Here is a 25,238-nt window from a genome sequence, read left to right as displayed (position 1 = left end):
TCAGTGGCCCTTCGGCGCGTACTTGGGTCCGTTGACGCCGTAACCGGCCTTGGCGAGGATCCAACCCAGCAGCAGCCCGATCACGATGATTCCGACCGAGACCCACACGAAGACGGGCTGCTCGAAGCAGAAGGCGATCGTGCCGGCGAAGAAGCCGAACAGCATGACGATCACGGCAGTCCAGGCCGCAGGCGAGTGTCCGTGGCCGGGGTCGGCGATCGGGTTGGTCATGTTCTCCTCCGAGGCGGTCGTGGGTTTCTCAGCCAGTCTATCGGGGTCACCGTGTGGGGTCCGTGCCACGCGACAGGTCGTCCCAGGAATCGATCGCGTCGACAGGCCCGTCGTGATCACCGTGCGCCGCGGCATCCGTGCGATAGCGGCGTCCACCGCGCTTCCAGCGGTGCGCTGTGATGAGCGCGAAGAGCGCCGACATGATCAGCACGACCCAGCCGATGAGGGCGAGCACCGGCCAGGCGGACGGCTCGATCGATGCGATCATGTCCATCAGCGTGCTGCTGCCTGCGAGCCCGGTGGCCTGCGTGACCGTCGGTGCGACGGCTGGCAGCGGTGTCGAGAAGAGGATGTCGGCTGTCCACCACGTGAGCAGTCCGCCGGCGAGCAGAGCGAGCGCGGCCAGGGCGTATCGAAGCACCACGCCGACGATCGCGAGAGCCGCCCCGACGGCGAGGACGGCGAGACTGAGCGGGGCGAGGAGCGCAAGGGCATCGGCGCCCGCCACGAGGATCGGCTCGCCGGAGTCGGCGCGCGTCACCGTGAGCCACGTCTGGGTCGAGGAGATGATGCCGATGGCTCCGGCCAGGAGGAAACCGATGACGGCGATGCTGCGGCCGCGCTGGGCGATGCTCATTCTGGGCCGACTCATCCGGTCACGCCGTCGACGGCCTCGAGGTCGGCCGCGTCGAAGCACGTCCGGGTGCCGGTGTGGCAGGCGGGACCCGTCTGATCGACGAGCAGCAGGATCGCGTCGCCGTCGCAGTCCAGCCTGGCCTCGCGGATGCGCTGGATGTTGCCCGACGTGTCGCCCTTGCGCCAGTACTCCTGACGCGAGCGCGACCAGTACGTCACGCGACCTGTGGTGAGAGTGCGTCGCAGCGCCTCGGCATCGAGCCAGGCGAGCATGAGCACTTCGCGCGAGTCCCACTGCTGCACGATCGCGGGCGCCAGGCCGTCGGCGTTCCACGCGACCTGGGCGATCCGTGCCTCGAGATCACTCTTCGAAGTCTCGCTCATCGCACGACGATCCCTTCTGCGCGCATGGCTTCCTTGACGTCGCCGACAGTCAGGGCACCGGAGTGGAAGACGCTCGCGGCGAGCACGGCGTCCGCCCCCGCATTGACAGCCGGTGCGAAGTCGGTCACGGCACCGGCGCCGCCGGAGGCGATGACGGGGACCGAGGACACCTCGCGCATGAGGCCGACGAGCTCGAGGTCGAAGCCGTCGCGCGTGCCGTCGGCGTCGATGGAGTTCACGAGCAGCTCCCCCGCACCGCGCTCGATCGCCTCGCGCGCCCACTCGAGGGCGTCGAGCGTCGTCTCGGTGCGCCCGCCGTGGGTCGTGACGACGAACCCGGACGCCGTGGCCCCAGCGCGCTTCACATCGAGGGAGAGCACGAGCACCTGAGCACCGAATCGGTCGGCGATCTCGCCGATGAGGTCAGGGCGTGCGATCGCGGCGGAGTTCACGCCGACCTTGTCCGCTCCGACTCCCTGCAACCGGGCGACGTCCTCGACGGAGCGGACTCCCCCGCCGACGGTGAGCGGCACGAACACGTTCTCGGCCGTGCGCTGCACGACGTCGTACGTCGTGGACCGGTCGTCGACGGTCGCCGTGACGTCGAGGAACGTGATCTCATCGGCTCCCTGCGCCGCGTAGTGCGCAGCCAGTTCGACCGGGTCGCCCATGTCGCGCAGGTTCTCGAAGTTGACGCCCTTGACGACGCGTCCTGCGGCGACGTCGAGGCACGGGATGACACGGCTGGTCAGAGTCATCTGGGTCTCCGTGATCACAATCTCGCAGCGTGGATGGCGGTGACCAGCAATGCGCGTGCGCCGATCGAGTACAGATCGTCCATCACCTGGTTGATGCCCTTGCGCGGCAGCATCACGCGCACGGCGACCCAATCCGGATCCTGCAGCGGTGAGATGGTCGGCGATTCGCGGCCGGGGGCGATCGCGGCGGCCTTCTCCACGAGGCTGGCGGGGAGATCGAAGTCGAGCAGCACGAAGCGCCGGGCGACGATCACTCCGCGGAGGCGACGCAGCAGCCGCTCGGTCCCGTCGACGTCGCCGGTTCGGCTGATGAGGACGGCCTCGGATTCGATGATCACGGGTCCGAAGATCTCGAGTCCCGCCTGGCGGAGCGTGGTTCCGGTCTCGACGACGTCGGCGATCGCGTCGGCGACGCCGAGCTGAACGGCGGACTCCACCGCGCCGTCGAGCGGCACGAGGGTCGCCTCGACACCGTGGTCGCGGAGGAACGCGTCGACGAGTCCAGGGTAGGCCGAGGCGATCCGGACCCCCGCCAGGTCTTCGAGGGTCTGGAACCGTCCTGGTGGGGCGGCGAAGCGGAACGTCGAGTGCGCGAAGCCGAGCGCTTCGATCTCGCGGGCCTGCTGCGGCACGTCGCGCAGCAGGTCGCGGCCGGTGATGCCGACGTCGAGTGCTCCGGATGCCACGTAGGTGGCGATGTCGCGCGGACGGAGGAAGAAGAATTCGACGTCGTTCGCGGCATCCACGACGTGCAGGGTCTTGGAGTCGCGACGGCCGGTGTATCCGGCTTCGGCGAGCATCTCGGCGGCGGTCTCGGCGAGCGAGCCCTTGTTGGGAACAGCGATGCGCAGCATGGGGAACTTTCAGATCAGAGGTACGAGACGGAGCGCATCAGAGATGTCGGTACACGTCCTCGGGGGTCAGCCCCTTCGCGATCATCATGACCTGCAGGTGATAGAGCAGCTGGGAGATCTCCTCGGCGGCCTCGGCATCCGACTCGTACTCGGCGGCCATCCACACCTCGGCGGCCTCCTCGACGATCTTCTTGCCGATGGTGTGCACGCCGGCGTCGAGCTCTGCGACGGTGCGAGAACCCTCTGGACGGTTCTCGGCTTTGGCGCTGAGCTCGGCGAACAGCTCGTCGAAAGTCTTCACGTTTCCAGGCTAGCGGCTCGCGCGCGGTCCCGAAGTCCCGTGACGGCCGCCTCGATGCTGTCGGCGCCGTAGACCGCGGATCCTGCGACGAAGGTGTCGGCGCCGGCCGCCGCAGCCTGTTCGATCGTCGAATCCGAAATGCCGCCGTCGACCTGGAACCAGGTGTTCGAGCCGCGGCGCCTGGCCTCATCCACGAGCGCACGCAGCTTCGGCATCGTCTCGGGCATGAAGCTCTGTCCGCCGAATCCCGGCTCGACCGTCATGACGAGGATCTGATCGAACTCGTCGAGGATGTCGTAGAGCGCGTCGCCGGCGGTACCCGGCTTGATCGCGACCCCGGCACGTGCGCCCATGTCGCGGAGCCGCCTGGCGAGGGCGACGGGGTCGGATGCCGCCTCGAGGTGGAACGTGACGCTGGCCGCTCCCAGCTCGGCGTAGCCAGGAGCCCAGCGATCGGGGTCCGTGATCATCAGGTGCACATCGAGCGGGATGGGGCTGGTCGCCTGGACGCGCTCGACCATCTGCAGTCCGAACGTCAGATTCGGGACGAAGTGGTTGTCCATCACGTCGACGTGCACGAAGTCGGCCGTCTCGATGCGGGCGAGATCGCGCTGCATGTTCACGAAGTCGGCCGAGAGGATGCTGGGGTTGATGCGCGGTGCTTCAGAACGCAACGAGGACGGAAGGCTCACCGGTCTTCTCCCTTCGAATCGCGCTGGAGCAGCGCGAGGAACATGGCGTCTGTGCCGTGACGATGCGGCCACAGTTGAACGTGACCGCTGCCGTCGCCGGCGAGGTCGATCGGACTCATGGCGACGTCGCTGATGACGGCCGCGGCATCCAGCCGGGTCACGTCGTCACGGGTCCTCAGGACCTCTGCGACGATACCCGAGGTCTCAGCGAGGTGCGGCGAGCAGGTCACGTAGGCGACGACGCCGCCCGGTGCCAGCGCGTCCAGAGCACCGGCGAGCAGTTCGGTCTGGAGCTCGGCGAGCTCGGCGACGTCGGAAGGCGACTTGCGCCAGCGCGCCTCAGGGCGGCGGCGCAGCGCGCCGAGGCCGGTGCACGGGGCGTCGACGAGGATCCTGTCGAACACGCCCCGGTTCTCCTGGGTGAGGTGCCTGCCGTCCTGCTCGTGGACGATCACCTCGCCGGGCACAGCCTTCAGCGCATTGCGGACGAGCCTGGCGCGTGTCGGGACGACCTCGTTCGCCTCGAGGACGACCTCGTTCTCGCGTGCGATCGACGCGAGCAGCGCGGTCTTGCCCCCTGGGCCGGCGCACAGGTCGAGCCACTTCTCCCCCGCCGTGATCGGCTTCGCGCCGGCCAGCGCCAGTGCGACGAGCTGCGACCCCTCGTCCTGGACCCGGATTGTCCCGCCGGAGGCACTGATCAGCGCGAGCGGATCGCCTCCGGGGGATCCGAAGGCCGTCGGTGCGTATGGCCGGCGCGGTTCTCCTGGTTCGGCGAGCCCGGGCAGCGCCACCAGCGTGACCTCCGGTGAGACGTTGTCGGCGTCGAGCAGCTCTTCGAGCTCCGAGACCCGGCCGTCGGCCGCCAGAGCTCTGCGGAGCGCGCGGATGATCCAGACCGGGTGCGCCGTGCGCAGACCCAGTCGCTCATCGTCGGACCGCGCGCCCTGCTCGATGCGCTCCTGCCACTGACCGGGCGTATCGCGCGAGATCCGCCGCAGCACCGCGTTAGCGAAGCCGGCCGGACCTCTGCCGACCTCGGCGGTGACGAGGTTCACGGACTCGTTGACCGCGGCGTGCGAGGCCACGCGTGTGGCGAGCAGCTGATGCGCCGCGAGCCGCAGGGCATCGAGCACTGCGGGGTCGATGTCCGCTGTCGAACGGCCGGCCGCCGCCTCGATGACCGCGTCGTAGGTGCCTCGTCGGCGCAGCGTGCCATAGGTCAGCTCGGTTGCGAGAGCCGCGTCCTGCGGCGTCAGCCGGGCGTCGCTGATCGCGGACGGCAGCAGCAGGTTCGCGTAGGCATCCGACTCGCTCACTGCTCTCAGCACGTCATAGGCCACTCGACGGGCCGGCTGCACGCGCCGGGTCTGCGGCGCACTGCCGGTGGGGCGGCGTGCTGGGCGGCGCTGCGACGGCCCGCTCATGCGCCCGCTCGCACGGTCTCGTCTCCGCGGAAGCCGCGCCACCAGGCGGTCGCGTCCATCGCCGGCCTGCCAGCCGGTTGCACGCGCGTCACCGCCAGGGGCTGCGTGGCCGTGCCGATCAGCAGTGCGTCCTTGGTCACCGCGACGGCGCCCGGATCGAGCGGCTCCGCATCCTGAGACGGTGCGGCTGCCAGGATCTTCACCCTCAGGTCTCCGACGACCGTGTGCGCACCCGGCTCCGGTGTCACACCGCGGAATCGTGCGAAGACGGCGTCGAGCGGCTGCGTCCAATCCAGTGCGCCGTCCTCGACGGTCAGCTTCGGGGCGGTGGTCGGCTCGCCCTCCTGCGGCCGCGACGCGGCGGTGCCGTCGGCGATGCCGGCGACGACGTCTGCGGTGAGCTGCGCCCCGTCCTCCGTGAGGATCTCGAGGGCGATGTCTGCCGTGGCGTCCGGCGGCACCGCGACGCTTCGCGCTGCGAAGACGTCTCCGGCGTCCAGCGCGGGGACGAGCTGGAAGACGCTCGCGCCGAGCACGGCATCCCCGGCGATGAGCGCTCGCTGGACAGGCGCAGCCCCGCGCCACTGCGGCAGCAGCGAGAAGTGCAGATTGATCCATCCGTGCTGCGGGGTCGACAGCAGCGGCTCGCGCACGAGTCCGCCGTACGCGACGATCACTCCGAGCTCAGCGCGGAGGGCTGCGATGCGGCCGGTGGCATCGTCATCGAGCTTGGCCGCTTTGATGACCGGGATTCCGAGTTCCTCTGCGACCTGCGCGACCGGCGACGGGGTGAGCACGCGCTTTCTGCCGAGCGGCGCATCGGGCCGGGTGACGACGGCTGCGATCTCGTGGATCATCGCAAGGGTGCGAAGGGTGGGAATCGCGGCTGCCGGGGTGCCGGCGAAGACAAGACGCATGAAGGTGCTCCGGATGGATGGAAGCTCGGAAACTGTCAAAGCTCAGGATCGAGCATATCCAGACGCACCGAGAGCGGGATCCGATTGCTCTGGCCCCGTCCACGACGACGCCCTGTCGCTTCGGCGACGACGGATGCTCTGAGCCTGGTGGTGACGGCGGGGCCGGCGGCGTACTCGAAGCGGACGAGAGCGCGCACCCGGCCGTCGTCGGTCTCGATCGGCACCGGTCCGAGGACGGCGTCCGCCGGCAGGGGCAGCTCGCGAAGCGCAGCGAGTGCTCGGGACACCGACGGCGGCAGCCCCTCGACGAGCGCGACACGCGTCGCGGGCGGCAGATGCAGTGGTTCCCGGCTCTCGAGCTCGCTTCGTGCGTACGCGGCCTGCGTCCACGTCGCGAGTGCTCGGCCGACCGGACCGTCGACCCCGACCAGGTGGATCGGCGCCCCAGGAGCTGCGAGGGCTGCGGCATTCGACCACCAGCGCAGGCACGACTCCGCGATGCGGAGGTCAGGAGCCTGCAGCATCCGTGGACCGTCGAGAAGCAGCACGGCGCGGTACCCGCCATCGGCGAGCGGCTCGGCTCCCCTGGTGGCGACCACCAGAGCCGGTCTCGCAGGCACCGACTCGACGGGGTGCGCGCTGTCTGCGACGATCACGCGCACGCCGGGGAAGGCGCGACCGAGTTCGTCGGCCGTTCGCTCGCTCCCGGAGGACGCAAGGCGGAGCTGGGTCGAGGAGCAGGACGGGCAGTGCCAGGCGCGGGCCGAACGGCCGCACCAGCCGCAGACCGGCACAGCACCGCGGTGCGAAGCTCCGAGCGGACCGCCGCAGTGGGCGCAACGAGCGGGGGCACGGCAGTCGGCGCACACCAGCGTCGGCGAGAACCCGGGGCGCGCGACCTGCACGAGTACGGGGCCTTCCTCGCTGGCCTTCCGTGCGGCGGCGTAGGCGGTGGAATGCACGCGCTGCGCCGGCTGCTCCATCTCCTGCGGACTGCTCAGCACGACACGGGGTGTGACGCGGCGCTCCGCACGAACTTCGGTCAGCCACCCGCGCTGCACGAGACGCTCGACATCACTCGTGCGCGTGTGACCGGCGAACAGCAGCGCAGACCCCTCCTGCTCCTGACGGACGAGCATCGCGTCTCTGGTGTGCACGTACGGCGCCAGCGGTTCGCTGTACAGCGGGTCTCCGTCGTCCCAGATGGCGATGAGACCGGCCTCCACCGGGGCGTACACGGACGAGCGGTTGCCGACGACCACGCACGGCGCGTCTTCGATGGTCCGCAGGAACCCCCGGTAGCGCTCTGGATTGGTCTGCCGGGCGTCGTGGCGCACGATCGCCTCGGCCGGCACGAACGTCTCGAGCGTCGTGAGCAGCCGATCGAGGTCGCGGTGATCGGGCAGCGCGATGATGACGGAGGAGCCGGATGCGAGCATCCGCGTCGCCGAGGCCGCCAGCAGCTGCGTCCACGGCAGCATCCCATCACGGACCCCTGGGACGGCCTCGACAGCGCCTCGCCCGCGTTCGTCGAGCAGACCGGCGAGTCCGGAGTACTCGCCGAGGACGGCCTCCGCCCTCGCGATCGCCTCGTCGGACGGCGCGACGGCCGCGGCGTCCGCTTTCCATGCCTTCTCGACGCGGACCTGACGTTTCGGAATCGCGAGTCGAAGGATGTCGGACGCCGACCCCGCCGCACGATCGGCCACGCGGCGCGCGAGGCGGTAGAGCCGCTCCGGCAGAACGGGCACGAGGGAGGTCACGCTGTCGACGGTCGACAGGGCGCGCTCGGAATCGTCCTCCTCCGCCACCTCTACGACAAAGGCGTCGACCAGCCGCCCGGCCGTGCGCAGCGGCACCCGCACGCGGGCGCCGACCGGAACGTCGCCGAACTCCTCGAGGAGGACGTAGTCGAACAGGCGGTCGAGCTGCGGCAGTGGCGAGTCCAGCAGCACGCGCGCGATGCGCCGGCTCAACGCCGGGCTCCGCGCCTGCGCATCACAGCCCTGCGGCGCGGCGCAGCTCGTCGGCTCGGTCGGTCCGCTCCCACGTGAACTCCGGCAGCTCGCGCCCGAAGTGGCCGTATGCCGCCGTTCGGCGGTAGATCGGACGCAGCAGATCGAGCTGCTCGATGATCGCCTGCGGCCGCAGGTCGAAGACCTCGCGGATAGCGTTCGTGATCACCTCGTCGGACACCTTGCCGGTGCCGAACGTCTCGACGTAGAGGCCGACGGGGCGGGCGACGCCGATCGCGTACGCGACCTGCACCTCGAGCCGATCTGCGAGACCGGCGGCGACGGCGTTCTTCGCGACCCAGCGCATGGCGTACGCGCCCGAGCGGTCGACCTTGGACGGATCCTTGCCGCTGAACGCGCCGCCGCCGTGACGGGCAGCGCCGCCGTAGGTGTCGATGATGATCTTGCGGCCGGTGAGTCCGGCATCCCCCTTCGGGCCGCCGGTGACGAACGGCCCGGCGGGGTTGATGAAGTAGCGGTCGCTCGACGGCATCTCGAGCCCGGTACCCTCGAGAACCGGATCGATGACCAGACGGCGCACCTGATCCTTGAGCTCATCCTGCGAGACGTCGGGGTGATGCTGCGTCGAGAGCACGACCGCATCGATCGTCTTCGGCGTGAAGCCCTCGTAGCCGAGCGTGACCTGCGTCTTGCCGTCCGGACGCAGGAAGTCGAGCTCTCCGGAGCGGCGCACCTCGGTGAGGCGCTCCGCGATGCGATGAGCCGTGTGCCCTGCCATCGGCATGAGCTCGGGAGTCTCGACGGTCGCGAACCCGAACATGATGCCCTGGTCGCCGGCGCCGAGGCCGTCGAGCGCATCACTGGAGGTGCCGTCGCGGTGCTCCTGGGCGAGGTCGACGCCGTGGGCGATGTCGCTGGACTGCTCCCCCACTGAGACGCTCACGCCGCACGAGTCGCCGTCGAATCCGGTGTCGCTGGAGGTGTAGCCGATCCCGTTGACGACCTCGCGGACGATGGTGGGGATGTCGACGTACGCCTCGGTGCGGATCTCGCCGGCGACGTGCACCAGACCGGTGGTGACCAGGGTCTCCACCGCGACACGGGATGCCGGATCCTTGGCGATCAGGCCGTCGAGGATGCTGTCCGAGATCTGGTCGCAGATCTTGTCCGGATGGCCCTCGGTGACGGATTCAGACGTGAAAAGGCGCAGCGCGCTCATCGAGGAGGCCGCCGTCACTCAGCGTGGCGAAGGCGGAGCTTGTCCTCGTTGATCTCGTGCAGCGCGATGGTCAGCGGCTTGTCCTCGACGGACGAGTCGACCAGCGGTCCGACGTTGTCGAACAGGTTGCCCTCGTGGAGGTCGGCGTAGTAGTCGTTGATCTGGCGCGCGCGCTTGGACGCGTAGATGACCAATTCGTACTTGGACTCGACGCGGTCGAGCAGGTTGTCGATGGGCGGGTCGATGATGCCCTTGGTGTGGTGTCCGGCCATGGTGGGACCTCCAGATCAGGCGACGGGTTCGTCGCGAAGTCGAATCGGCGGGCGCGCGAAAGCGTTCAGCGCGCTGGAGCCTTAGACAATTCTACGACCTCGCGCGCTGCTGCGGCGACGTCCTCGTTCACAATGCGGTAATCGAACTCTCCCTGAGCGGCAAGTTCCACCTTCGCGGTGCGCAGCCGACGGGTGCGTTCCTCCTCGTTCTCGGTGCCTCGGCCGACCAGCCGCTGGACGAGTTCGTCCCACGATGGAGGCAGCAGGAAGATGAGCGTGGCCGACGGCTCCGCCGCCCTGACCTGACGGGCGCCCTGCAGGTCGATCTCGAGGAGAACCGTCTTGCCCTCGCTGAGAGCGGCATCGATGGGCGCGCGCGGAGTGCCGTATCGGGATCTGTTGTGCACGACCGCGTGCTCGAGGAGTTCGCCGTCCGCGATGAGACGATCGAACTCGGCGTCGTCGACGAAGAAGTAGTGCACGCCGTCGATCTCACCGGGGCGCGGCGCGCGGGTGGTTGCCGAGACCGACAGATGGATCTCCGGATGATTCTCACGGATGTGCGCGGCGACAGTCCCCTTGCCGACCGCGGTCGGGCCGGCAAGCACGAGCAGGCGGCTGCGCCCGGCGCGGGGCTCCGAAACCGGGAACCGCTCGTCGAGCCAGTGCGTGAGGCTCGCACGCTGGCGCACGCCGAGGCCGCCAAGCCGCTTCACGGGTGAGATGTCGAGGTCGAGGAGGATACGGTCCCGCTTGCCGACGCCGATCGCCGGGAGCGCGAGCAGGAAGTCGGTGATCCGCATCGATCCGGCCACGGAGTCGGCGTCCGCGAAGGCCTGAGCCGCGACGGTCTGCGGGGTCACGACGCGCATGCTCAGGTCGCGCTTGAGCGACGCACGCGCCTGACGGCGTTCCACCGCGCGGCGGGCCGCCGCCGCACGATCGACTTCGGGAACGGTTCGCTCAGCCATCGAGAGCCTTCCGGTAGTCGGCGATGCGAGCGTCGATCGCCGAGACGAGGCCGTCGGGGCCGGCCGAGAGGATGCTCCGGCTCTCCGAGGCGATCACCATCGGGGAGGAGACGCCGAAGCGCGCGTGCAGGTCCGCAGGACCTGCACCCTGAACCCCGAATCCGGGTGCGAGGATCGGGGCGGATGGCGCGAACGGCGCGAGCCCGGCATCCGTCCAGTCGACGGTCGCTCCGATGACGAAGCCGAGACTCCCCCACCTGCCGGCGTCCGTGTGCTGGGCGTTGCGCGTGCTCACCTGGGCGATGATCTCCGCCGACACCGTCTGCGACGCCGCGGTCTCGGCGCGCTGCACGTCTGCGGCTTCCGGATTGCTCGTCGCGGCGAGGACGAAGACGCCCTTGCCGTGCTCATGCGCCAATTCGAACGTGCTCTCGAGCGTTCCGACGCCGAGGTAGGGGTTCACAGTGATGGCGTCCGCCTCGAGCGGCGCCCCCGGAGTCAGCCACGCCGTCGCGTACGCGTCCATCGTGGTGCCGATGTCGCCGCGCTTGGCGTCGGCGATCACGATGAGCCCGGCATCCCTGGCCGCCGAGAGGACGTCCTCGAGAGCCGCGAACCCGGCGGATCCGAACCGTTCGAAGAACGACACCTGCGGCTTGACGGCCCCGACGCGGCCGGCCGCGGCATCCACCGTCCGCAGACCGAACTCGCGCGCCCCGCCCGCCGAGGTCCCCAGCCCCCACGCCGTCAGGAGCTCGGCGTGCGGATCGATGCCGACGCAGAGCGGGCCTCGTGCGGCCAGAGCTGCACGGACCCTCTCTCCGAAGCCGTCTGCGCTCACAGTGCCGCCTGACGGTCGAGTGCGTACTCCTGGAGGCTCTTGACGTCGAAGCCCTCGTCGGCGGCGTCCATACCGCTCACGGCGGCGCCGAGCACGGCGATCGTGGTGAACAGCGCCTTGTCGGCAGCGACGGCGGCCGCACGGATCTCGTATCCGTCGGCACGCGCCGCACCACCGGACGGCGTGTTCACGACGATGTCGATCGCGCCGTCGTTGATGAGGTCGACGATGTTCTGCGCGCCGCTGTCCTGTGTCTCGCTGTACTTGGCCACGACCTGAACAGTGATGCCGTTGCGCGAGAGGATCTCGGCAGTGCCCTCTGTCGCGACCAGTGTGAAGCCGAGCTGCTGCAGACGGTGCGCCGGCAGGATCACGGCGCGCTTGTCGGCGTCGGCCACGGAGATGAACACGGTGCCGGAGGTCGGCATCCCGCCGTAGGCCGCGGCCTGGCTCTTCGCGAACGCGGTCGGGAAGTCCTTGTCGATGCCCATGACCTCGCCGGTCGACCGCATCTCCGGGCCGAGCACGGAGTCGACGATCTTCCCGTCCTTGGTGCGGAACCGCTTGAAGGGCAGGACCGCCTCCTTCACAGACACCGGGGCGTCCATCGGTACGCGGGATCCGTCGGCAGCCGGCAGCAGCCCTTCGGCCTTCAGCTCGGCGATCGTGGCACCGGCCATGATGCGGCTGGCGGCCTTGGCCATCGGAATGCCGAGCGCCTTCGACACGAACGGGACGGTGCGGCTCGCACGCGGGTTCGCCTCGATGACGTAGAGCACACCGGCGCTGATCGCGAACTGCACGTTCAGCAGACCGCGCACGCCCACGCCCTCGGCGATCGCGAGGGTCGCGTCGCGGACGCGATCGACGTCACTGCGGCCGAGTGAGATGGGCGGCAGGGTGCAGCTCGAGTCGCCGGAGTGGATCCCGGCCTCCTCGAGGTGCTCCATGACGCCGCCGATGTACAGCTCGTGGCCGTCGTACAGCGCGTCGACGTCGAGCTCGATGGCGTCGTCGAGGAAGCGGTCGACGAGCAGCGGCGTGCCGGGTCCGACGATGACCTCTCCGGCTGTGCGCACGAAGTAGTCGCGCAGGCTCGGGGTGTCGTAGACGATCTCCATGCCGCGGCCGCCGAGCACGAAGCTGGGGCGGACGAGCACCGGGTAGCCGATGTCCTCCGCGATCGCGACCGCGCCGTCGACGCCTGTGGCCGTGCCGTGGCGCGGTGCGACGAGATCGGCCTGGGCGAGCAGCTGCGAGAACAGCTCGCGCTCCTCGGCGATGTCGATGGCGGCGGGGCTAGTGCCGAGCACCGTGTAGCCCGCAGCCTCGATGCCCTTGGCCAGCCCGAGCGGCGTCTGGCCGCCGAGCTGGCAGACGACGCCGAGGATGGTGCCGCTGGCGGCTTCGGCATCGAGCACCTCGAGCACGTCCTCGAGCGTGAGCGGCTCGAAGTACAGCCGGTCGGAGGTGTCGTAGTCGGTGGACACCGTCTCGGGGTTGCAGTTGACCATGACAGTCTCGTACCCGGCATCCGACAGGGCGAACGACGCATGCACGCACGAGTAGTCGAACTCGACGCCCTGGCCGATGCGGTTGGGGCCGGACCCGATGATGACCACCTTGGTGCGCTCGGACGGTGCCACCTCGGTCTCGAAGTCGTAGCTCGAGTAGTGGTAGGGGGTCAGAGCCGGGAACTCCCCCGCGCAGGTGTCGACCGTCTTGTACACGGGACGGATGCCGAGCCCATGGCGCACACCCCGGACCTCGGCCTCGCTGATGCCTCGGATCTCAGCCAGCTGAACGTCGGAGAAGCCGTGCTCCTTCGCGTAACGGATCACGTCGGCGTCGAACTCCCCCGCGGTGCGGACGGTCTCGGCGACCTCGTTGATCAGCACGATCTGGTCGAGGAACCAGGGATCGATGGCCGTGGCGTCGAACGCCTGCTCGATCGTCGCGCCCTTGCGCAGCGCCTGCTGCAGGACGACGATCCGCCCGTCGGTCGGAGTCTTCGAGATCTCGAGCAGCTCCTCCACCGAGCGGGTCTCCTCGCCCCAGTGGAAGCTCGAGCCGCGCTTCTCGAGCGAGCGGAGCGCCTTCTGCAGCGCCGTGGCGTAGTTGCGTCCGATCGCCATGGCCTCGCCGACCGACTTCATGGTCGTCGTCAGGGTGGCGTCGGCCGCAGGGAACTTCTCGAACGCGAAGCGGGGCACCTTCACGACCACGTAGTCGAGCGTGGGCTCGAAGCTCGCGGGCGTCACGCCGGTGATGTCGTTCGGGATCTCGTCGAGCCGGTAGCCCAGCGCGAGCTTGGCTGCGAGCTTCGCAATCGGGAAGCCGGTCGCCTTGGAGGCCAGCGCGGACGAACGCGAGACACGCGGGTTCATCTCGATGACGATGATGCGCCCGTTCTCGGGGTTCACCGCGAACTGGATGTTGCAGCCTCCGGTGTCGACGCCCACCGCTCGGATGATGTCGATGCCGATGTCGCGGAGCCTCTGGTACTCGCGGTCGGTGAGCGTCAGAGCCGGGGCCACCGTGATCGAGTCGCCGGTGTGCACGCCGACGGGGTCGACGTTCTCGATCGAGCAGACGACGACGGTGTTGTCGGCCGTGTCGCGCATGAGCTCGAGCTCGTACTCCTTCCACCCGAGGATCGACTCCTCGAGCAGCACCTCGGTGGTGGGCGAATCGTGCAGCCCGGCACCGCCGATGCGGCGGAGATCCGCTTCATCGTAAGCGAACCCGGAGCCGAGCCCGCCCATCGTGAAGCTGGGGCGCACGACGAGCGGGTAACCGAGCTTCTCGGCGCCGGCGATGAGCTCGTCCATGGTGTGGCAGATGACGGATGCTGCGACATCCGCGCCCGCCTCGAGGACCAGCTCCTTGAAAACCTGACGGTCCTCCCCCTTGTTGATCGCCTCGAAGTTCGCGCCGATCAGCTCGATGTCGTACTTCTCGAGGATCCCGTGGTTGTGGAGCTCGATCGCGGCGTTCAGCGCCGTCTGACCGCCGAGCGTCGGGAGGATCGCATCCGGGCGCTCCTTGGCGATGATCGTCTCGATGACCTGCCAGGTGATCGGCTCGATGTACGTCGCGTCGGCGAAGTCGGGGTCGGTCATGATGGTGGCCGGGTTGGAGTTGACGAGGATGACCCGGACGCCCTCCTCGCGCAGCACACGGCACGCCTGGGTTCCCGAGTAGTCGAACTCGCAGGCCTGACCGATGACGATCGGGCCGGACCCGATGACGAGGACGGAGTTGATGTCGTCGCGCTTCGGCATTACTTGGCGTCCTTCTGCGTGGAGATGACCAGTTCTGCGAACCGGTCGAAGAGGTAGTTGGCGTCGTGCGGGCCCGCGGCGGCCTCGGGGTGGTACTGCACCGAGAACGCCGGGATGTCGAGGGCGCGCAGTCCCTCGACCACGTTGTCGTTGAGGCCCACGTGGCTGACCTCGACCTTGCCGTAGCCGTTCGGGCTGTCGAACGTGCCCTCCAGGGGTGCGTCGACGGCGAAGCCGTGGTTGTGGGCGGTGATCTCGACCTTGCCGGTGGACTTGTCGAGCACGGGCTGGTTGATGCCGCGATGGCCGAACGGCAGCTTGTAGGTTCCGAGCCCCAGCGCGCGGCCGAGGAGCTGGTTGCCGAAGCAGATGCCGAAGAAAGGCAGACCCTCGTCGAGCACGGAGCGGAGCAGTTCGACGTGATCGCCGGATGCTGCGGGGTCGCCTGGTCCGTTGGAGTAGAAGACCGCCACCGGGTCGATGGCGCGGATCTCGTCGATCGTGGCCTTCTGCGGCAGCACGTGGACCTCGAACCCGCGAGCGGCGAGGTTGTCGATCGTGGCCTGCTTGACTCCGAGGTCGAGCACGGCGAGGTTGCCGATGCGCTCGCCGAGGGCCGTCGTCACCGTGGTCACCTCGACCGACACCTGGGCGGAGAGGTTCTGACCGCTCATCTCCGGCGCCTGCTGCACGAGACGCAGCTGCTCCTCGGCGTCGATCGCAGCGTCTGCGCCCGAGAAGATCCCGCCGCGCATGGAACCGGCGGAGCGGATGTGGCGGGTGATGGAACGGGTGTCGATGCCGCTGATGCCCACGATGCCGTCGCGCACGAGGATCTCATCGAGTGAGGCGTTCGCGCGCCAGTTCGACACGACGCGCGAGGGGTCGCGCACGATGTAGCCGGAGACCCAGATCCGGCGGGACTCGGTGTCCTCGTCGTTCATTCCGGTGTTGCCGATGTGCGGCGCGGTCTGCAGGACGATCTGCCCTGCGTAGGACGGGTCGGTCAGGGTCTCCTGGTATCCGGACATGCCGGTGGCGAAGACGACCTCGCCGAGCGTGGTGCCCACGGCACCGTATGCGCGGCCGCGGTGGCGCGTGCCGTCTTCCAGCACGAGGACGGCTGGTGCCGGCATCTGGCCCGCGGAAGTGGTTGAGCTTGTCAAGACGCTGCTCCTTTGTCGCCTGCGGGGATGAGCCGCTGAAGTTCAGAGATGAGGGTTTCGGGTGTTCCGCCCGTTGGGCGCAGGTAGGAGTCGACCACCGTGTCCGAGTCGACGTTCCAGGCGAGCCGGACCAGACCACCGGGTTCGACGACCCGGTCGATCGTGACGGTGGCTCTGTCGACGCCGGCCAGCTTGTCCTTCGACAGGAACACCGTCGGCGCCCCGTCGAGGCACAGCGCCGCGCCCCGATCGGTCACGGCGAGCTCACCGCGCGCCCGGTACGCGAGCGGCGTGATCGCCAGACGCTCCAATGGCTCATCGTGTCGAGTGGTCGACACGTAGAGCACCGCGTGGCGGCTGAGGACCTCGGCGTGCTCCGGAACGCCCAGCGGGGCGCTGTATACGGAGTCGCGTCGGAGTCGTCGTCGCCAGGCGAACGCCATCGCGAGCAGCACGAGGACGGCGACGCCGATCGTGATGGCCACGGCGAGATCCCGCATGCTCACGAGTTCAACTCCTCTACGACGGTTCCGGATGCCACGGTGACCGTGCCGCCGTGGATGGTCCACTCCACGCGACCGGGGAGCTCGCGGCCCAGGTACGGCGAGTTCTCGCTGCGGCCGCGCAGGTCGTTCGTCGTGAACGTGCCGGTGATGTTCGGGTCGTACAACGTGATCTGCGCCGGCTGTCCGACCTCGAGAGGTGTGCCGTGGCCGTCGAGCATGCCGATGCGAGCAGGGGCTGTGCTCATGACGCGCGCGACATCCGCCCACTCGAGGAGCCCCGTCTGCACCATCGACTGGTGCACGACGCGCAGCGCGCTCTCCAGCCCCACCATGCCGTTGGCCGCAGCCTGCCACTCGCAGGCCTTGCTCTCGCTCGGGTGCGGGGCGTGGTCGGTCGCGACGATGTCGATCGTGCCGTCGGCGAGCCCCTCGCGCACCGCGAGGACGTCCTCCTCACGGCGAAGCGGCGGATTGACCTTGTAGCGCGCGTCGTAACCGCGGACGAGTTCGTCCGTCAGCAGCAGGTGGTGCGGGGTGACCTCGGCGGTCACGTCGACCCCGCGCTTCTTGGCCCAGCGGATGATGTCGACCGAACCGGCAGTGGAGAGGTGACACACGTGCAGCCGTGATCCGACATGCTCGGCGAGGAGCACATCCCTGGCGATGATCGACTCCTCGGCGACCGCGGGCCAGCCGGCGAGTCCGAGTTCGGCGGAGACGACGCCCTCGTTCATCTGGGCGCCCTCCGTCAGACGAGGGTCCTGCGCGTGCTGTGCGATGACGCCGCCGAACGCCTTCACGTATTCCAGGGCGCGACGCATGATCAGCGGGTCGAACACGCAGAAGCCGTCGTCGCTGAAGACGCGCACCTTCGCTCGCGAGTTCGCCATCGCGCCGAGTTCGGCGAGGCGCTCGCCCTTCTGACCGACGGTGACGGCGCCGATCGGCTGCACCGTGGCGTAGCCAGCGGCCTCACCGAGGGCGAGCTCCTGTTCGACGACGCCGGCTGAGTCGGCGACCGGCGAGGTGTTGGGCATCGCGAAGACGGCGGTGAAGCCGCCAGCAGCCGCCGCTCTGGTCCCGGTGAGGATCGTCTCGGATGCTTCGTAGCCCGGCTCCCGCAGGTGCGTGTGCAGATCGACGAGACCGGGGAGCGCGACGAGGCCGTCCGCGTCGATGACGCGGGCTCCCGCGCTGCGCACACCGGAACCGATCTCGGCGATCACACCGTCCTTGACGAGGATGTCGGCGCCGTCTGCTCCCAGCATCCGCGCTCCGACGATCACGAGGGTCTCGGTCACAGGTCTCTCCCTCGTTCGTCGTGTCGTTCGCCTGCGAGCAGCAGATACAGTACGGCCATCCGTACCGACACTCCGTTCGTCACCTGCTCGAGCACTGTCGAGCGCGGCGAATCCGCGGCAGCGGAGGAGATCTCCAAGCCGCGATTCATCGGTCCGGGGTGCATCACAATGCTATCGCTCGGCAGGGACGCCGCGCGCACGGCGTCGAGCCCCCAGGTACGGGAATACTCCCGCTCACTCGGGAAATACGCGGCCCCCATGCGCTCGAGCTGGATGCGCAGCATCATGACGGCGTCCGGTCCTTCGGCCAGAGCCTCATCGAGGTCGTAGGCGACTCGCACCGGCCACTGCGAGACGTTCTGCGGGACGAGCGTCGGGGGTGCCACCAGGGTGACCTCGGCCCCGAGCGCGGTGAGCAGCCAGACGTTCGATCGGGCAACGCGCGAGTGCAGCACGTCGCCGACGATGACGACGCGCATACCGGCGAGGTCGCGGCTTCGACTGTCGGCGCCGAAGCGGCGCTTGCGGATCGTGAACGCATCCAGCAGCGCCTGCGTCGGGTGCTCGTGCGTGCCGTCGCCGGCGTTGACGACCCCGGCAGAGATCCAGCCGCTGGTGGCGAGAGTGCGGGGAGCGCCCGATGCCGAGTGCCGGATGACGACGGCATCGGCGCCCATGGCCTGGAGGGTCTGCGCGGTGTCCTTCAGGCCCTCGCCCTTCGAGACGCTGGAGCCCTTGGCCGCGAAGTTGATGACATCGGCGGACAGACGCTTGGCCGCAGCCTCGAAAGATATGCGGGTGCGGGTGGAGTCCTCGAAGAAGAGGTTGACGACGGTCTTGCCGCGCAGGGTCGGAAGCTTCTTGACCTCGCGGGACTGCGTGTCGGACATGTCCTCTGCGACGTCGAGGATCCGCAGCGCGGTCTCGCGGTCGAGCGTGTGGGTGTCGAGAAGGTGCCTCATGCGCCGATCGTCACCTCATCCACGCCGTCGTTCTCGCTCAGGCGCACGTTGACGCGCTCGGTGCGCGCTGACGGGATGTTCTTGCCGACGAAGTCGGGGCGGATCGGCAGCTCGCGGTGTCCGCGGTCGACGAGGATCGCGAGGCGCACGATCGAGGGACGCCCGATCGACTGGATCGCGTCGAGGGCAGCGCGGATGCTTCGACCGGAGAACAGCACATCGTCGACGAGCACGACCGTCTTGCCGTCGATGCCGCCGGCGGGGATCTCGGTGGGCTGCGGCGAACGAGTCGGATGCTTGGCGAGATCGTCGCGGAAGAGCGTGACATCGAGCGAGCCGATCGGAACCTCGGTGTCGGCGATCGAGGCGATCAGTGCGCCCAGTCGCTCGGCGAGGGCGACGCCGCGGGTGGGGATACCCAGCAGCACGAGACCTGCCGCACCCTTGTTGGATTCGAGGATCTCATGGGCGATGCGGGTCAGTGCCCGCGAGATATCGGCCTGTTGCAGCACGGTGCGTGCGCTCATCAGCCGCTCCCTTCTCCGCCTCTCTGGACGGGGTTAAAGGTTGCTTGCGGTTCGAGTCTAGCCGAGCTTCAGTGCGTCCTCCGTGACGGCGCAGCGCTCCGCGCGGATCTCGTGGCCGGTGGTGGTGAGGCACTTGCCGGTCTTCAGATCCCACTTCCAGTCGTGCATGCTGCACGTGAGGATGCCATCTTCGTCGACCTTGCCCGTCTTGGTCAGGTCGGCCCGCAGGTGCGGGCAGCGGCGCTGGACGACCCAGTCGCCGACCTCGGCGTCTTCGGTCTGATCGGTCTGCTCGGAGTACCAGTTCTCGACGTACTCGATCCGGTCGACGGACAGGCACTTGAGGAACGTCGTCAGGAACTCGTTGAACTTGCCGCTGCGACCGACCGAGAACTGCATCGACAGGAAGATGGAGTTCGACCAGTCGATCTCGCGATCACGGATGTTCGTCGAGACGAGATCGGCGGGGATCGTGTACCAGTAGATGCAGTCCTCCCCTGCGTACTCGCGGACCTTGGCACGCGGGAAGTCGACGACCATGTCGAGGTCGCCGATGTGGAATCGGACGCAGCCGCCGACGCCGAGCCGGATGGTGCGGGACTTCTTCATCAGCGGTTCCCACCACGCCTTGAGCTCGGCGAGGATCTCCTCCGACGACAGCACGGGTGCCCGCTCCGCCTCTTCGTCCCGGATCTCCTGCTGACGGCTCGCGCGCTGCTCCTCGAGGTAGTCCCACTTCTCGTCGAAGATGTGCTCGAGCTCCGACGGCGTGTACAGCGTCTGCTCGACAGCGACGAGTTCGCGGTTCTCGAGCGTGACGACCGTGCCAGGAACGAAGAGCCGGCCGTCGTACTGCGGTGCGAGCTCCTTCATGTGCGCGAGGAACTGCTTCTGATCCGTGAAGATCGACTCGCCGTTTCGCCCGAGTCCGTTGAAGTCGAACAGGTCGTCGCGCAGGAACATGGGAGGCCCTGCCATCGGGAACACGTGCGGTGCGTCGACCTTCTCGATGTAGTACATCGCGCGCTTGTTCTGGGCGTCGCGCTTGAGCTTCGCGAAGTTCTGCTTGGCGTCCATCGGGAGGTCGTAGACCATCGGCCACCAGATCGCTCCGGAGACCTGCGTGAAATACGCATCAGGTGTGCCGAAGCTCAGCAGCTTCTCGAGGTCCAGCGGATGCGAATCGTTCTGGTTGAGCACGGATGCCGTGCCGTCGTCGACGCTCAGCGAGGAATCGCCGATCGGACCGTCACTGGGCGCGCGGAGCGGCGTGATCATGATCTTCAGGTCGCCGCGCTCGATGACCTGACCGGCCGGCGCGTACGTGATGTTCGTGTAGCCGAGCGCCCGGATGTCCCGCTCGAGGTCGTCGATGGGGTACTCCGGGAGGAGCACTTCGATGTCCTTCCGGATGTAGCGCTCGAGCAGCTTCGGGTCGAAGTGGTCGCGGTGGCGGTGCGAGATGTAGAGGAAGTCGGCATCCCGTCCGAACTTCTCCCAGTCGAGGCCGCGGTTGTCGGGGAACGGGAACCAGGAGCCGAAGAACGAGGGTCCGAGGACCGGGTCGCAGATGATGTTTCCGCCGACGGTCTCGATGAACATCCCGGCGTGGCCGAGTCCGGTGATCCGCATTGCACTCCTCCTGAGGTGGACCGCTCGATTCTACCGGCGGCGCCCTTCGCGTCAGCCGAGCACGGCCGTGGAAACCCTCAGCTGTCGAACAGCCCGCGTATGTCGTCCGCTGTGAGCGACTGTGCGAACAGCGCCTCGTCATCCATCACCGCGGTGAACAGGCGCGCCTTGCGCTGCTGCAGCGCGAGAACCTTCTCTTCGATCGTGCCGGACGAGATCATGCGGTACACCATCACGGGGTTGCGCTGGCCGATGCGATGCGTGCGGTCGATGGCCTGGGCCTCGGCGGCGGGGTTCCACCACGGATCCAGCATGAACACGTAGTCGGCCTCGGTGAGCGTCAGCCCGAACCCGCCGGATTTCAGGCTGATGAGGAAGACCGGCTGCTCCCCCGTGCGGAACCCGTCGATGACCTCCTTGCGCTTGCGCGTCGAGCCGTCGAGGTACGCGTACGGGATGCCCGCCTGTTCGAGCCGCGCGGCGGCGAGCTGCAGGAACGACGTGAACTGACTGAACACGAGCGCTCGGTGCCCTTCGGCGTGGAGTTCCATCACGCGTTCGATGAGCGCGTCGAGCTTGCGCGAGCCGATCTTCGCATCGGCCTCGTCGACGAGCCCAGGTGCGAGACTCAGCATCCGCAGCATCGTCAGCGATCGGAACACGATGAATCGGTTGCGGTCGAGATCCTTCAGCAGCCCGAGCACCTTCTGCCGCTCGCGCTGCAGCACGGTGTCGTACACCGCCCGATGCGACGCGCTGAGCTCCACGTGCAGCAGCTGCTCCTGCTTCTCGGGAAGATCGGTGGCGACGAGTTCTTTCGTACGCCGCAGCATGAGCGGCCGGATGCGACGCCGCAGCCGCTCCAGCCGGCGCTGCCGGTACTCCCCGCCCTCTTCGTTCTCCGGCACCTTCCCCTGTTCGATCGGCTGGACGTAGTCCTGCCGGAACTTCCTGGCCGACGCGAACAGCCCGGGCGCGGTGAGCTTGAGCAGCGCCCACAGATCCCCGAGGCTGTTCTCCATCGGGGTTCCGGTGACCGCGAACGTGACGCCGGCCGGAATGGATGCCACAGCGCGGTGCTGCTTGGTCGCAGGGTTCTTCACGAACTGCGCCTCGTCGAGCACGAGCACTGCCCAGTCCGCAGCGGCGTACTCCTCGGCATCCAATCGCGCCAGCGTGTACGACGTCACCACGAGGTCGGCGTCTCGCGCGGCATCTGCGATCGATCCTTCGCGGTGGGTTCGCGTCCCCTCGATGACGCGCACGCTCAGCGACGGCGCGAAGCGCGCGGCCTCCTCGCTCCAAGTCGACAGCACAGACGTCGGCGCGATCACGAGGAACGGCCGTCGTTCGCCTGAGGCGCGGGCGTGGAGCATCAGGGTCAGCAACTGGATCGTCTTGCCGAGTCCCATGTCGTCGGCGAGGATGCCGCCCAGCCGGTGCCGCCACAGGAAGGCGAGCCAGTCGAATCCGGTCTTCTGATACGGACGCAGCTCTGCCTGCAGCCCCGTGGGCAGCGGCGCCGAGGGAACCCCGGTCGCCTCTCTCAGGCCCTCAGCCGTGGCGCGCCAGCTCGTCGCGGGCACCGCCTGATCGGCCAGATCCTCGAACTCCTCCCAGAGGTCGGTCTGGTACCGGCTGATGCGGGGGCCGGTCTCCCATTCGGCGAGCTCGGTGGCCTCGTCGATGAGCTCGCGGAGCGAGTCGAGCGCCGGATGTGCGAGCGAGAACCAGCTGCCGTCGACGAGCAGCAGCTTCGTGCGGCGCATGCTCAGAGCCGTGAACAGCGGGGCGAACGGAATGCTGCGGCCGTCGATCTTCACGATCACCCCGAGGTCGAACCAGTCAGGGTCGGTGCTCTCCACCGTGGACACCGTGATCTCGGGCGCACCGCTGAGCTCGTGATACGTCTTGGGTCTGCCCGTCATGACGACGGACAGACCCTGGGCCTTGAGCGCCGGCACGATGTGTGTCGCGAACTCGGCGGCGTCGACATCGAGGAACGTGCCGGACGGCGCGAAATCCTCCCCGGTCACCGACTCCCACAGCGCAGAGGCCTCTCGAAGAGCCTCCTGCTCGGCGTCCTCGTCGCGGACGGCATCGGCGGTCGGCGTCAGCGGGAAGCGACCGTGACCGCGATACGCCCATTCGACGGCGTAGTCGATGCGGTCTCCGGGTCGGTGGACGAGTACGAGCGTCGCGACGGGCGTCGGCACAGCGGGCAGCTCGACCGCCCCGACGGTTCGTATCGGAACGCGGCGCGCGAGCGCCGGATAGGCGTCGCGCAGGAACGCGCCTTCTTCGGCCGCCGGAACGACCAGCGGCGTCCGCGCCGTGATCAGTGCGTGCACCGTGGAGCTCAGCGGCACCTCGGCGAGCGTCACCTGCGCTCTGGCGCCGAGAGGCGTGACCGCGTAGACACCGGAGTGACCGATCGTCCAAGCCGTCTGGGGATCGACCGCGTGCCCGTCGAGGACGACGTCGGCGGACACGGAGAGGCCGTCATCGGTTCGCTCGATCGCCGCAGTGACCTCACCGGATTCCGCGAACGCGACCGTGAAACTCTTCTGCGCTGTGACCAGCGGAACGCCGTGCGCTGCGCCCGCACGCAGGTGCGGCCACAGCAGACCCGATTCCACGTGGTCGAGGATCAGCCAGTCCCCCGCAGTACCGGAGAGCAGCGAGTCGCGCGCGATGCTCAGCAGCTCGGCGAACCATCGCAACTGCTCCGGAGCGAACTGCGTGCCAGGACGACGCATGGCGTCCCAGGACGCCGTCCCCTGAATCCATGACCCTGTGGCGCCGCTGCGCATGAGCGGGCGGATGCCGAGGAGCAGCTCGCCCCCGCCCTTGACGACATCGCGAACGGTGGCTGTGCGCACAGGGCGCGGCGCCCACTGGTGGACTCCGCGTGCAGCGCGATGCCGGACCTCGACGCCGAGCGCGAGCGGTACGGCACGGGCCGCCGCCGGCGGCGATTCGAGCAGTACACGCCAGGTCGGCGCCGCCGATTCGGGCGGCAGCGGGGAGGCCGGGACCGGAGACGCCTCGATGTCGGCGTTGCTCGTGAGAACGGTCGCGACGATGTGCTTGCATCCGAATCGGACAGGGCACGTGCACGTCGTCGACGAGATCTCGGCCGATTCGCGCCCCATGGTGACGCGGACGACGCATCGGTAGTCGCTCTCGCCCGACCCGCGGACCTCGGCCGTGAGCATGGTGAAGTCCGCGTTCCAGGCGGTGCGTCTCACCATGCCGGCGCGTGCATACGCCCGTCCGCGCTCGAGGCTGCCCGCGTCCGTCACCCGTCGCAGGATGGACAGGTCGATGCTCGGGGCGGGCATGTGGAGAGTCAGCTGGCGCGGGCCACCCGGGCGAGCACGCCGTGCACGAACGCGCCGGAGTCGTCCGTGGAGAACTCCTTGGCGAGCTCGACAGCCTCATCGATCGCCACAGCCGTGGGAACCGCCTCGTTGTACAGGATCTCCCATACCCCGATGCGCAGCAGCGCCCGGTCGACCGTCGGCATCCGCTCGAGCTTCCAATCACGGCTGTGCGTCACGATGCTCTCGTCGATGTCATCGCTGTGGTCCAGGATGCCGTCCACGATCTCGCGTGCGTAGAGCCAAGAGGCTTCGCGTGCCGGTTCGCTGGCGGCGCGCTTGGCCTCCGCTGCGAGGGTCACCGCGATGTCGTCTCCGCGGACGTCAGCGGAGAAGAGGATGTCGAGCGCGCGCTTGCGCGCCTTGGTACGGGCGCCCACGCCTTACTTCTCGCGACCGAGGTAGTCGCCGGTGCGGGTGTCGACCTTGATCTTCGTGCCGGTCTCGACGAAGAGCGGCACCTGCATCTCGTAGCCGGTCTCGACGGTCGCCGGCTTCGTGCCTGCGGACGAGCGGTCGCCCTGCAGACCGGGCTCGGTGTACGTCACCTCGAGGATGACGGATGCCGGCAGATCGATGTACAGCGGGTTGCCGTTGTTCAGCGCGATCGTGACCTGCTGGTTCTCGAGCAGGAAGTTCTTGGCGTCGCCGACGGTGGCGGCGCCGACGGTGATCTGGTCGTAGTCCGTGGCGTCCATGAACACGAACCCGTCGCCGTCCGCGTAGAGGTAGGTGAAATCGCGACGGTCGACGTTCTCGATCTCGATCTTGGCACCGGCGTTGTACGTGCGATCGACGGTCTTGCCCGAGACCACGTTCTTCAGCTTGGTGCGCACGAACGCACCGCCCTTGCCGGGCTTGACGTGCTGGAATTCGATGACGTTCCAGAGCTGTCCGTCAATGCTGAGGACGACGCCGTTCTTGATGTCTGCGGTGGATGCCATGCGCGAAAGTTCCGTTTCCGTTGAGTATGCGGGCGATCGACCCTTCGAGCAGGC

General features: G+C 68.5%; 24 protein-coding genes. All 24 read right to left on the bottom strand.

What is annotated here, in order from left to right; genetic code table 11:
- The 24 genes from LQZ87_RS09495 to efp all read right to left on the bottom strand — a co-directional run bounded on the left by LQZ87_RS09495 (position 1) and on the right by efp (position 25,184).
- Entirely contained in the window at positions 1-231 is a 231-nt protein-coding gene (locus LQZ87_RS09495; protein WP_230103228.1) for an HGxxPAAW family protein, read from the bottom strand.
- A gap of 46 nt (positions 232-277) precedes the next feature.
- Positions 278-868, bottom strand: a complete 591-nt coding sequence (locus tag LQZ87_RS09490) for a Trp biosynthesis-associated membrane protein (RefSeq protein ID WP_230103227.1) — start codon at positions 866-868, stop codon at positions 278-280.
- Between the two features lie 11 nt (positions 869-879).
- Positions 880-1,251 (bottom strand): phosphoribosyl-AMP cyclohydrolase, encoded by a 372-nt coding sequence (gene hisI / locus LQZ87_RS09485; protein ID WP_230103226.1) that lies wholly within the window; start codon positions 1,249-1,251, stop codon positions 880-882.
- Positions 1,248-2,009, bottom strand: a complete 762-nt coding sequence (gene hisF, locus LQZ87_RS09480; RefSeq protein ID WP_230103225.1) for an imidazole glycerol phosphate synthase subunit HisF — start codon at positions 2,007-2,009, stop codon at positions 1,248-1,250. Before hisF ends, hisI begins: the two co-directional genes overlap by 4 nt.
- Positions 2,010-2,023: 14 nt before the next feature.
- On the bottom strand, positions 2,024-2,863 hold the full coding sequence (gene hisG, locus LQZ87_RS09475; RefSeq protein ID WP_230103224.1) for an ATP phosphoribosyltransferase: 840 nt from the start codon (positions 2,861-2,863) through the stop codon (positions 2,024-2,026).
- Between the two features lie 37 nt (positions 2,864-2,900).
- Positions 2,901-3,164, bottom strand: coding sequence for a phosphoribosyl-ATP diphosphatase (locus LQZ87_RS09470; protein WP_230103223.1), 264 nt, complete (start codon positions 3,162-3,164; stop codon positions 2,901-2,903).
- Entirely contained in the window at positions 3,161-3,856 is a 696-nt protein-coding gene (gene rpe, locus LQZ87_RS09465; protein WP_290368260.1) for a ribulose-phosphate 3-epimerase, read from the bottom strand. The genes LQZ87_RS09470 and rpe overlap by 4 nt, the downstream gene beginning before the upstream one ends.
- A complete protein-coding gene (locus tag LQZ87_RS09460; protein ID WP_230103222.1) occupies positions 3,853-5,283 on the bottom strand; it encodes a transcription antitermination factor NusB in 1,431 nt (476 codons plus the stop codon). The genes rpe and LQZ87_RS09460 overlap by 4 nt, the downstream gene beginning before the upstream one ends.
- A complete protein-coding gene (locus tag LQZ87_RS09455) occupies positions 5,280-6,200 on the bottom strand; it encodes a methionyl-tRNA formyltransferase (protein ID WP_230103221.1) in 921 nt (306 codons plus the stop codon). The genes LQZ87_RS09460 and LQZ87_RS09455 overlap by 4 nt, the downstream gene beginning before the upstream one ends.
- A 35-nt stretch (positions 6,201-6,235) precedes the next feature.
- Positions 6,236-8,176 (bottom strand): primosomal protein N', encoded by a 1,941-nt coding sequence (locus tag LQZ87_RS09450; protein WP_230103220.1) that lies wholly within the window; start codon positions 8,174-8,176, stop codon positions 6,236-6,238.
- 22 nt (positions 8,177-8,198) lie between these two features.
- Positions 8,199-9,395: a methionine adenosyltransferase gene (gene metK, locus LQZ87_RS09445; protein WP_230103219.1), complete on the bottom strand. Its 1,197-nt coding sequence runs from the start codon at positions 9,393-9,395 to the stop codon at positions 8,199-8,201.
- Between the two features lie 14 nt (positions 9,396-9,409).
- Positions 9,410-9,667, bottom strand: coding sequence for a DNA-directed RNA polymerase subunit omega (gene rpoZ / locus LQZ87_RS09440; protein ID WP_033107065.1), 258 nt, complete (start codon positions 9,665-9,667; stop codon positions 9,410-9,412).
- A 65-nt stretch (positions 9,668-9,732) separates the two neighbouring features.
- On the bottom strand, positions 9,733-10,638 hold the full coding sequence (gene gmk, locus LQZ87_RS09435; RefSeq protein ID WP_230103218.1) for a guanylate kinase: 906 nt from the start codon (positions 10,636-10,638) through the stop codon (positions 9,733-9,735).
- Positions 10,631-11,479: an orotidine-5'-phosphate decarboxylase gene (gene pyrF / locus LQZ87_RS09430; protein ID WP_230103217.1), complete on the bottom strand. Its 849-nt coding sequence runs from the start codon at positions 11,477-11,479 to the stop codon at positions 10,631-10,633. The genes gmk and pyrF overlap by 8 nt, the downstream gene beginning before the upstream one ends.
- Positions 11,476-14,763, bottom strand: coding sequence for a carbamoyl-phosphate synthase large subunit (carB, locus tag LQZ87_RS09425; protein WP_230103216.1), 3,288 nt, complete (start codon positions 14,761-14,763; stop codon positions 11,476-11,478). Before carB ends, pyrF begins: the two co-directional genes overlap by 4 nt.
- Positions 14,763-15,899, bottom strand: coding sequence for a glutamine-hydrolyzing carbamoyl-phosphate synthase small subunit (gene carA / locus LQZ87_RS09420; RefSeq protein WP_230103443.1), 1,137 nt, complete (start codon positions 15,897-15,899; stop codon positions 14,763-14,765). The genes carB and carA overlap by 1 nt, the downstream gene beginning before the upstream one ends.
- A gap of 26 nt (positions 15,900-15,925) precedes the next feature.
- Complete coding sequence (locus LQZ87_RS09415; protein ID WP_230103442.1) at positions 15,926-16,429, bottom strand: hypothetical protein; 504 nt, start codon at positions 16,427-16,429, stop codon at positions 15,926-15,928.
- A gap of 2 nt (positions 16,430-16,431) precedes the next feature.
- The gene (locus tag LQZ87_RS09410) at positions 16,432-17,736 is read right to left on the bottom strand and encodes a dihydroorotase (protein WP_230103215.1); all 1,305 of its coding nucleotides are present in this window, start codon (positions 17,734-17,736) and stop codon (positions 16,432-16,434) included.
- Positions 17,733-18,698, bottom strand: a complete 966-nt coding sequence (locus LQZ87_RS09405) for an aspartate carbamoyltransferase catalytic subunit (RefSeq protein ID WP_230103214.1) — start codon at positions 18,696-18,698, stop codon at positions 17,733-17,735. Before LQZ87_RS09405 ends, LQZ87_RS09410 begins: the two co-directional genes overlap by 4 nt.
- Complete coding sequence (gene pyrR / locus LQZ87_RS09400) at positions 18,695-19,225, bottom strand: bifunctional pyr operon transcriptional regulator/uracil phosphoribosyltransferase PyrR (protein WP_230103213.1); 531 nt, start codon at positions 19,223-19,225, stop codon at positions 18,695-18,697. Before pyrR ends, LQZ87_RS09405 begins: the two co-directional genes overlap by 4 nt.
- 57 nt (positions 19,226-19,282) lie before the next feature.
- Positions 19,283-20,857: a Rieske 2Fe-2S domain-containing protein gene (locus LQZ87_RS09395; RefSeq protein WP_230103212.1), complete on the bottom strand. Its 1,575-nt coding sequence runs from the start codon at positions 20,855-20,857 to the stop codon at positions 19,283-19,285.
- Positions 20,858-20,934: 77 nt separating this feature from the next.
- Positions 20,935-24,201 carry a DEAD/DEAH box helicase gene (locus LQZ87_RS09390; RefSeq protein WP_230103211.1) on the bottom strand — a complete coding sequence of 1,089 codons (3,267 nt, stop codon included), beginning with the start codon at positions 24,199-24,201 and terminating at the stop codon, positions 20,935-20,937.
- Positions 24,202-24,209: 8 nt separating this feature from the next.
- Complete coding sequence (gene nusB / locus LQZ87_RS09385) at positions 24,210-24,620, bottom strand: transcription antitermination factor NusB (RefSeq protein WP_230103210.1); 411 nt, start codon at positions 24,618-24,620, stop codon at positions 24,210-24,212.
- A 3-nt stretch (positions 24,621-24,623) separates the two neighbouring features.
- On the bottom strand, positions 24,624-25,184 hold the full coding sequence (gene efp / locus LQZ87_RS09380) for an elongation factor P (protein WP_230103209.1): 561 nt from the start codon (positions 25,182-25,184) through the stop codon (positions 24,624-24,626).
- Positions 25,185-25,238 lie beyond the last annotated feature (54 nt).

Source organism: Microbacterium sp. Bi121, assembly GCF_918698005.1.
GTDB lineage: Bacteria > Actinomycetota > Actinomycetes > Actinomycetales > Microbacteriaceae > Microbacterium.
The sequence above is the reverse complement of the archived record's forward strand: the minus strand, read 5'-3'. Positions and strand labels throughout refer to the sequence as shown.

Excerpts from the sequence above, each read along its gene's own strand:
- LQZ87_RS09495 (WP_230103228.1), bottom strand. The coding sequence starts at position 231 with ATGACCAACCCGATCGCCGACCCCGGCCACGGACACTCGCCTGCGGCC.
- LQZ87_RS09490 (WP_230103227.1), bottom strand. The coding sequence starts at position 868 with ATGAGCATCGCCCAGCGCGGCCGCAGCATCGCCGTCATCGGTTTCCTC.
- hisI (WP_230103226.1), bottom strand. The coding sequence starts at position 1,251 with ATGAGCGAGACTTCGAAGAGTGATCTCGAGGCACGGATCGCCCAGGTC.
- hisF (WP_230103225.1), bottom strand. The coding sequence starts at position 2,009 with ATGACTCTGACCAGCCGTGTCATCCCGTGCCTCGACGTCGCCGCAGGA.
- hisG (WP_230103224.1), bottom strand. The coding sequence starts at position 2,863 with ATGCTGCGCATCGCTGTTCCCAACAAGGGCTCGCTCGCCGAGACCGCC.
- LQZ87_RS09460 (WP_230103222.1), bottom strand. The coding sequence starts at position 5,283 with ATGAGCGGGCCGTCGCAGCGCCGCCCAGCACGCCGCCCCACCGGCAGT.
- LQZ87_RS09455 (WP_230103221.1), bottom strand. The coding sequence starts at position 6,200 with ATGCGTCTTGTCTTCGCCGGCACCCCGGCAGCCGCGATTCCCACCCTT.
- metK (WP_230103219.1), bottom strand. The coding sequence starts at position 9,395 with ATGAGCGCGCTGCGCCTTTTCACGTCTGAATCCGTCACCGAGGGCCAT.
- rpoZ (WP_033107065.1), bottom strand. The coding sequence starts at position 9,667 with ATGGCCGGACACCACACCAAGGGCATCATCGACCCGCCCATCGACAAC.
- gmk (WP_230103218.1), bottom strand. The coding sequence starts at position 10,638 with ATGGCTGAGCGAACCGTTCCCGAAGTCGATCGTGCGGCGGCGGCCCGC.
- carB (WP_230103216.1), bottom strand. The coding sequence starts at position 14,763 with ATGCCGAAGCGCGACGACATCAACTCCGTCCTCGTCATCGGGTCCGGC.
- carA (WP_230103443.1), bottom strand. The coding sequence starts at position 15,899 with ATGCCGGCACCAGCCGTCCTCGTGCTGGAAGACGGCACGCGCCACCGC.
- LQZ87_RS09415 (WP_230103442.1), bottom strand. The coding sequence starts at position 16,429 with ATGCGGGATCTCGCCGTGGCCATCACGATCGGCGTCGCCGTCCTCGTG.
- LQZ87_RS09405 (WP_230103214.1), bottom strand. The coding sequence starts at position 18,698 with ATGAGGCACCTTCTCGACACCCACACGCTCGACCGCGAGACCGCGCTG.
- pyrR (WP_230103213.1), bottom strand. The coding sequence starts at position 19,225 with ATGAGCGCACGCACCGTGCTGCAACAGGCCGATATCTCGCGGGCACTG.
- LQZ87_RS09395 (WP_230103212.1), bottom strand. The coding sequence starts at position 20,857 with ATGCGGATCACCGGACTCGGCCACGCCGGGATGTTCATCGAGACCGTC.
- LQZ87_RS09390 (WP_230103211.1), bottom strand. The coding sequence starts at position 24,201 with ATGCCCGCCCCGAGCATCGACCTGTCCATCCTGCGACGGGTGACGGAC.
- efp (WP_230103209.1), bottom strand. The coding sequence starts at position 25,184 with ATGGCATCCACCGCAGACATCAAGAACGGCGTCGTCCTCAGCATTGAC.